The organism is Myxococcus guangdongensis (assembly GCF_024198255.1).
GTDB lineage: Bacteria > Myxococcota > Myxococcia > Myxococcales > Myxococcaceae > Myxococcus > Myxococcus guangdongensis.
In genome coordinates this window covers 428,249-434,946 of record NZ_JAJVKW010000009.1, presented here as the reverse complement: position 1 = coordinate 434,946, position 6,698 = coordinate 428,249, and the positions used below count along the sequence as shown (strand labels likewise).

At 70.0% G+C, this 6,698-nt stretch carries 9 protein-coding genes; 7 read left to right on the top strand and 2 right to left on the bottom strand.

Annotated features, from left to right (window positions below; all coding sequences use genetic code 11):
- The first annotated feature begins 59 nt into the window (after positions 1-59).
- Positions 60-281: an MbtH family protein gene (locus tag LXT21_RS27705; RefSeq protein WP_046713356.1), complete on the top strand. Its 222-nt coding sequence runs from the start codon at positions 60-62 to the stop codon at positions 279-281.
- 66 nt (positions 282-347) lie between these two features.
- On the opposite strand, the gene fruA is transcribed toward LXT21_RS27705, so the two are convergent.
- Positions 348-1,037, bottom strand: coding sequence for a response regulator transcription factor FruA (gene fruA, locus LXT21_RS27700; RefSeq protein WP_046713355.1), 690 nt, complete (start codon positions 1,035-1,037; stop codon positions 348-350).
- A 518-nt stretch (positions 1,038-1,555) separates the two neighbouring features.
- Here fruA and LXT21_RS27695 point away from each other — a divergent pair.
- Together LXT21_RS27695 and LXT21_RS27690 are read left to right on the top strand one after the other, a co-directional pair.
- Complete coding sequence (locus tag LXT21_RS27695; RefSeq protein ID WP_254041191.1) at positions 1,556-2,320, top strand: RDD family protein; 765 nt, start codon at positions 1,556-1,558, stop codon at positions 2,318-2,320.
- A 2-nt stretch (positions 2,321-2,322) separates the two neighbouring features.
- Positions 2,323-3,315 carry a stage II sporulation protein M gene (locus tag LXT21_RS27690; protein ID WP_254041190.1) on the top strand — a complete coding sequence of 331 codons (993 nt, stop codon included), beginning with the start codon at positions 2,323-2,325 and terminating at the stop codon, positions 3,313-3,315.
- On the opposite strand, the gene LXT21_RS27685 is transcribed toward LXT21_RS27690, so the two are convergent.
- The gene (locus tag LXT21_RS27685) at positions 3,249-3,758 is read right to left on the bottom strand and encodes a J domain-containing protein (RefSeq protein ID WP_323395034.1); all 510 of its coding nucleotides are present in this window, start codon (positions 3,756-3,758) and stop codon (positions 3,249-3,251) included. The two genes, LXT21_RS27690 and LXT21_RS27685, sit on opposite strands and share 67 nt — an antisense overlap.
- A gap of 123 nt (positions 3,759-3,881) precedes the next feature.
- Between LXT21_RS27685 and LXT21_RS27680 the strand changes: the two genes are divergently transcribed.
- The 4 genes from LXT21_RS27680 (at position 3,882) to LXT21_RS27665 (ending at position 6,615) form a co-directional block, all read left to right on the top strand.
- Positions 3,882-4,421 (top strand): HEAT repeat domain-containing protein, encoded by a 540-nt coding sequence (locus LXT21_RS27680; RefSeq protein ID WP_254041188.1) that lies wholly within the window; start codon positions 3,882-3,884, stop codon positions 4,419-4,421.
- A gap of 108 nt (positions 4,422-4,529) precedes the next feature.
- On the top strand, positions 4,530-5,057 hold the full coding sequence (locus tag LXT21_RS27675) for a DivIVA domain-containing protein (protein ID WP_046713350.1): 528 nt from the start codon (positions 4,530-4,532) through the stop codon (positions 5,055-5,057).
- 4 nt (positions 5,058-5,061) lie between these two features.
- Entirely contained in the window at positions 5,062-5,358 is a 297-nt protein-coding gene (locus tag LXT21_RS27670) for a DUF167 domain-containing protein (protein ID WP_254041187.1), read from the top strand.
- A gap of 12 nt (positions 5,359-5,370) precedes the next feature.
- Entirely contained in the window at positions 5,371-6,615 is a 1,245-nt protein-coding gene (locus tag LXT21_RS27665; protein WP_254041186.1) for a peptidase MA family metallohydrolase, read from the top strand.
- Positions 6,616-6,698 lie beyond the last annotated feature (83 nt).

Genomic DNA, 6,698 nt, shown 5'->3' with positions numbered 1-6,698 from the left:
GTCTTGACCCATTTTCCTGGGATGTGAACAAGATGCAGCCACTTTCAGGGGTGACTCACATGGCGGACGAGCGCGAAGACACGACGATCTACAAGGTCGTCGTCAACCACGAGGAGCAGTACTCCATCTGGCCGGCGGACCGGGAGAACGCGCTGGGCTGGAAGGACGCGGGCAAGCAGGGCCTGAAGGCCGAGTGCCTCGCGTACATCAAGGAAGTGTGGACGGACATGCGTCCGCTCAGCCTGCGCAAGAAGATGGAAGAGCAGGCCCTGAAGAACTGAGGCGCCCCGAGTCGTGCCCGACGGACCCCGGCGACCTGGCTGGGGTCCGTGGCGGGCGGTGTCGACTCAGAGGTCCGGAGGCGGACGAACCCCCAGGTGGCACGCGCGCAGCGCGAGCTGGGTGCGGTTCTCGGCCCCGAGCTTCCGGTAGAGCTGCGTGACGTGCGACTTCACGGTGCGCTCGGCGATTTGCAGGTGCGCGGCGATCTTCAAGTTGTCCGCGCCGCCCGAGACATACTGCAGCACCTCGCGCTCGCGTTGCGTGAGCGCCATGAGCACGCTCGCGGTGGGCGTCGTCACCGGTGGATGCTCGAAGTCGTTGCGCAGCAATTGGACCGGGAACAGCCGCTCACCGCGCACCAGTGAGTTGATGGCCGAGGAGACCGCGGAGGTGCCCAATCCCTTGCGGAAGAGATACCCCGAGGCGCCTTCATCGAAGCACTGGGAGATGATCTCCGGAACGCTCACGGCCGACAGGAGGAGCATGCGCACCTCCAGACGTCGCTTGCGCGCCTCGCGCAACAGATTGATGCCCTCCGTCACGGAGCATCCCAGGGATGCTTCGCCGTCTCCTTCCACGTCCATCACCGCCACCTGAGGCGGATCAGTCCCGAGACTGTCGAGGAACAGGCGCGCATCCCTCGTCACCGAGGTCACGCTCACGCCCTCACCACGAAGACCGTCGGCGATGTTCTCCCACATCACGAACGGCCCTTCGAGAATGGATACACGAATCGCAGCTTGATTAGTTGCCATGCGAAGGCCCCCCAGCCGCCATGGCGAAACAACTTGTACTAGCGTGTTGACTGCTTCCGACCTCGGGACTGCTCGGTCAGCGGGATGAGGCTTCCAGGTCGAGCTTGCGCGTCCGCTGAACCACTCCGGGGTCGGTCCGATGATGCACGACCTGACTCCGTGACTGCTTTTCACTCCTCACAACTGGTGACGTCCTTCCGGGCTCCACCTCCGATGGAGCCAGCTCCAGGTCCAACGTCACCAATACCCTAACACCGAGGAAGCGCAGAGGCGAAGCCGACCCTGGAGAGAGTGTCAAGTGTGCGCGAATCCGATGCGATTCAGGCACCGCGTCCGTTGGTTCGTCATCGCTGTCGTTGGACTGACAAGCCCTTCCGTCCAGCAGCCGATATCCGCCGAGCCTGGGCACGCGGTCGGCTGTCGACCAGGCGACAGCGGGTGATGTCCGGAATCGTCGGAGGGACTGCCCCAGGTGGCGACGGGCGACGGGCCCTCGGCGTGTATGCTGGGGAGCGGACATGAGTACCGCACCCAGCCCGCATCTCGCCGTGGCCACGCCGGAGCGCGTGGCGCTCTCCCTGCCCGTGGCCGGAATCGGCTACCGCTGCCTGGCGTGGTTGGTGGACGCCAGCCTGCTCTTCTTCTTCTGGGTGGTGGCGTACTTCGTCTTCACGCTGCTGGTGTCGGACGTGCTGGGCGTGTTCCAGGGCCTGTCGAGCCTGGGGCAGACCCTGCTGGTGGTGGGCGTGTTCGCCACCCAGTGGCTGTACTGGACGCTGGGCGAGGTCTTCTTCCATGGACAGACGCCAGGCAAGCGCGCGCTGGGCATCCGCGTGGTGCGCCTGGACGGCTCGCCCGTGGGCCTCTACGAGAGCGCCGTGCGCAACCTGTGCCGCGCGGTGGACTTCCTGCCCGGCGTCTACGCGGTGGGCTGCATCAGCCTCCTGCTGACGCCCCGGCATCAGCGGCTGGGCGACGTGCTGGCGGGTACGGTGCTGGTTCGCGAGGAGCGCATCGACCTGGACAAGTACACGCAGCCAGCGCCCCAGGCGACGAGCGGCGCGGCGCCCTCCACGACGCGGGCGCTGAAGCCCGACGAGGTGGAGCTGGTGCTGGCGTTCCTCACCCGCGCGCCGGGCCTCGCGCCCGACGTGCGGCGCAACATGGGCGCGCGGATGGTGGAGAAGGTGGGCGGGCTGACGGACGAGGAGCGCGACGCGGTGCTCGCGTCCTCGGAGTCCATCGAGGCCCACCTGCGCGGCCTCGTGCGGACGGAGCGCTGAGGATGGCCCTGGCGCTGACGACGTTCGTCTCCCAGAAGCGGGAGGGCTGGAAGTCGCTGGAGGGGCTGCTCGAGCGCCAGCGCGCGGGCACGCTGACGCTGGAGGAGCTGCGCACGCTGGACACGCTGTATCGCCGCGCGGCCTCGGACCTGGCGCTCGCGCAGACGTTCTATCCGGACACCGACGCGCACCGCTTCCTCAACCAGCTCTGCGCGCGCGCGTACGCCGCCATCTACCAGCCCCCCCGCGAGCGCTGGGCCGCGGTGCGAGGCTTCTTCCGCCGCGACTTCCCGCGCACGCTGCGCCGCGAGCTGGGCTTCGTGGGGACGAGCGCCGCGCTGTTCTGCCTGGGGCTGCTGCTGGGCGCGCTGGTGGTGCTGTGGGAGCCCCGCGGCGCGGAGCTGCTGGTGCCCGCGGGCGTGCGTCAGTACGTGGCCCAGGGCCGCATGTGGACGGACGACATCCTGTCGGTCGCGCCGCCCAACTCCGTGTCGTCCGGCATCGCCACCAACAACCTCACCGTCACCATCCTCACCTTCGCGATGGGCATCTTCGCGGGGCTGGGGACGATGTTCATCCTGGTGAACAACGGCGTGCAGATTGGCGCCATCACCGCGCTGTGCATCCGCGAGGGCATGACGGTGGGCTTCCTGGACTTCATCGCCGCGCACGGCCCGGTGGAGCTGTCCATCATCGTCATCGCCGGCGGCGCGGGGCTGATGGTGGGCCAGGCGTTGGTGGACCCCGGGGAGCTGCCCCGGAGCCAGGCGTTGGCCCTGCGCGGCCGCGAAGCGGTGAAGCTGGTGCTGGGGTGCGCGCCCTTCCTCGCCTGCATCGGCGTGGTGGAGGGCTACGTGTCCCCGGGCGACCTGTTCCCCACCTGGGCCAAGGCCGCGCTGGGCCTGACCCTGGGGGGCCTGTTCTGGGCCTACCTGCTGCGGGCCGGCAGGGCCGACGCGGACACCACGGAGGCGCCGGAGGTCAGCGCCTCCTGACGCTTGCGCTGCTGGTGGCGGAGGATGCGCTCATAGGCCACGTTCAGCTCGCGCATCTTCTCCGCGGAGCCGCCCCGGTCCGGGTGACGCTCCATCGCCAGCGCGTGGTAGCGCGCGCGCACCTTGTCCGCCGAGTCCAGCGGCGACACGCCGAGCAGCTGGTACGGGTCCTGGTCCTCGATGGCGGACAGCCAGCGCTCCAGCCGGTCCTTCACCTCGATGAACTGCTCGTCCTGGGCCCCGGTGTCCTTCACGGGGTGGGTGCGCACCTTGGCGTCCGCCCGGAACACCTCCGAGTAGGTGCTCGAGACCCAGCGGTGGCAGCTGGAACACCGGAAGTAGCGAATCCGGTTCCCCATCTGAAGGGTCATCCGGATGCCGCAGTGGGTACACTCCACCTCGACGTTTTCCAGTGTCCGCCAGTTCGAAGCCACCGCGTTCATCGGCCCTTGCTCCCGTCAGCAACAGTCCTGTAGCAGCGCCAAGGTCCCACGTCGGGAGATCGCGTCAAGAAAATCTCCACCACGCCCCGCCGAACCTTCGGCCTTTCGGGTAGAACCCACCGCATGAGCCCCCTGCTCGTCGCCGGATTGCTGCTCGCCGCCGCCCCGGCCCGGCCCCCGGCCGCCCAGGCCCGCCCCGCCGCCGAAACGCCCCGGCCCGCCCCCGAGCCGGCCAACCCCCAGGCCGCGCCCGGCGACGACGCCGCCTTCCTGCGCGCCCTTTTGTGGGCCGCCCGTCCCGCGCCCGAGGAGATTCGCGCCATCGCCGTGGAGGACCTGGCCCTCTTGGGGGACCCCCGCGCCCTGGACTCGCTGGCCATCCACCTGTGGGACCCCAACCCCCGCACCCAGCAGGCCGTGCTGCGCGCGGTGGCGCTGTTCCAGCATCCCCGGGCCGAGGAGATTCTGGGCAACGTGGTGCGCCACCCCCGGATGCCGGACGCGCTGAAGATCCAGGCCCTCAACGGGCTCATCTTCCAGCGCACCCCCTCCGCCCGGCGCACCCTTCAGGACGCCATCACGGATGCGCGCCTCACCTCCGCCGTGCAGAACGCGGCCCGCGCCGTCGCCGCGCAGTGGGAGGCCCCCGCCGCCGCTCCCTGAGGGCCCGCTGCTCCCTCGCACTGCGGGCAGGCGGGCCTGGAAGGGCGGCTGGGGTCACCCCGGGCCGATTCCTGGAGAAGTCGCGGTCCTGCGCTAGACTCCCGGCGCATGAAGATCACTCCGCTCGACATCCGGCAGAAGCGGTTCGACACGGCGCTGCGCGGCTTCTCCCGCCGCGAGGTCGAGGCCTACCTCGAGTTGATCGCCGGCGAGTTCGAGGAGGTGGTGAAGGAGAACATCGCGCTCAAGGAGGAGCTCAAGCGCACGCAGCTCAAGCTCGAGCAGCATCAGGAGCGGGAGCGCACCCTCCAGGAGACGATGGTCACCGCGCAGCGCATCAGCGAGGACCTCCAGTCCGCCGCCAAGAAGGAGGCGGAGATCATCATCGCGGACGCCGAGCACCAGGCGGAGAAGATCGTCCACGGCGCGCACCAGCGGCTGGTGCAGGTGGTGGAGGACATCAACGAGCTCAAGCGCCAGCGCACCCAGTTCGAGTCGCAGGTGCGCTCGGTACTGGACGCACACCAGAAGCTGCTGGAGACGTTCAAGGCCCCCGCCTTCGCGGACCGCGACTACGCCCGCGTCGAGGACAACGTGGCCTACCTGTCCCAGAAGAAGGCCACCGTCAGCGAGTAGCACCGTGGCCCCACCCTGGCTGAAGTCCCTGCCGGACGGCGTGGAGCTGGCGCTGCTCATCCAGCCCCGCGCCTCGCGCACCCGCGTCGTCGGGGAGCATGACGGGCTGTTGAAAATCCAGCTCGCCGCCCCTCCCGTGGATGGAGAAGCCAACGCCGCCCTGCTCGAGTTCCTGGGCAAGCAGTTGGGTGTCCCCCGGAGGCAGGTGACGCTCATCGCGGGTGACGCATCGCGCCGCAAACGCGTGCACGTGGTCGGCATTGATGCGGCGCGGACTGAGGCTGTTATGTCTGGGGCCTAGCGAGGCCCCCGCATGCGCCACCTGCTCGTCCTGCTGCTGTTGCTTTGGGCCATGCCTCGGGCGTGGGCCCAGGGCCTGGTCGAAGGCTCTGTGTCCCATCCCCACGGCGCGGGTGACGCCCTCGTGGACAACGACGTGGTGCTCGTCCCCCATGCCCGGCCCCCCCAGGTCGCCGGCGAGGTGACGACGAAGCGCTTCCGCATCCTCCACACGGCCGCGGCCACCGGGGCGGCCCGGGAGCTGGCGGGGCAGATTGAAGCGGTGCGTGACGGCTTCGGCACCATCCTCGGGCGGGACTGGCCGGGGGTGACCGAGGTGCGGCTGGGCGTGGGACGCGACGAGTTCGACGCGCTGGCGCTCCCCGGCGGCAAGCCCCCGGGCTGGGCGGTGGCGCTCGCCTACCCCGCCCATCAAATCATCCTCCTGGACGCGCTGAGCCTGAACGCGCCGGACGGGCAGCAGACGCTGCGGCACGAGCTGGCGCACGTGGCGCTGGGACAGCTCGCGCGCGGCTGGCCCCGCTGGTTCCAGGAGGGCGTCGCGCAGAACGTCACCGGGGAGCGCTTCTCGCTCACGCACTACTCCGCCCTCTTCCGCGCGGTGACGCAGGAGCGCGTCTTCCACTTCGAGGACCTGTCCGACGACTGGCCGGACCTGCCCGCGGACGTGGAGATCGCCTATGCCCAGAGCGCCGCCTTCGTCGCGCACCTGGGGGCCCGTTACGGCGCCCACGCCATGGGGCAGTTGGTGGACGGGGTGCGCGCCGGAGAGCCCTTCGAGACGGCCTTCGGCAAGGCCTTCCACACCTCGCTGGACGTGGAGGAGTCCGGCTGGCGCGAGGGGCTCGCGGCCCGCTACGGCTGGCTGCCGCTCACCACCAGCTCCGCGCTGCTGTGGTTGACGGCCTCCGTGCTGTGCGTGGCCGCGTACGCGCGCCGCAGCCGGCAGAAGAACCTGCGCCTGGCCGAGATGGCCGCCCAGGAGGCCGCGGACGAGGCCGCCCTGAGGCTGATGCTCGTCGCCCAGCAGCAGGCGGCCGAGGCCAACGCCACGCCCCTGCCCGTCCCCGCGGACGACGCGCCCCCAGGCGAGGTGTACTGGACGGGCGCCCCACCCGCGCCGGAGCCCGAGCACGCCGACAGCGCGCCCCACGCGGAGTCGCCCTCCGGCGAGTTCGGGATGGGCCCCGAGGGTGAGGCTCCGGACGCGGACGGCGAGGACGCGCGGGCCCGCACGCTCAAGCCCACCCTGCACTGAAGCGTCCGGAGCATCTGGACCTCCGGACACCTCTACAAGCCGAACCCGGAAGTTTTTACCGTTCCACGCACCTCCACGCCACA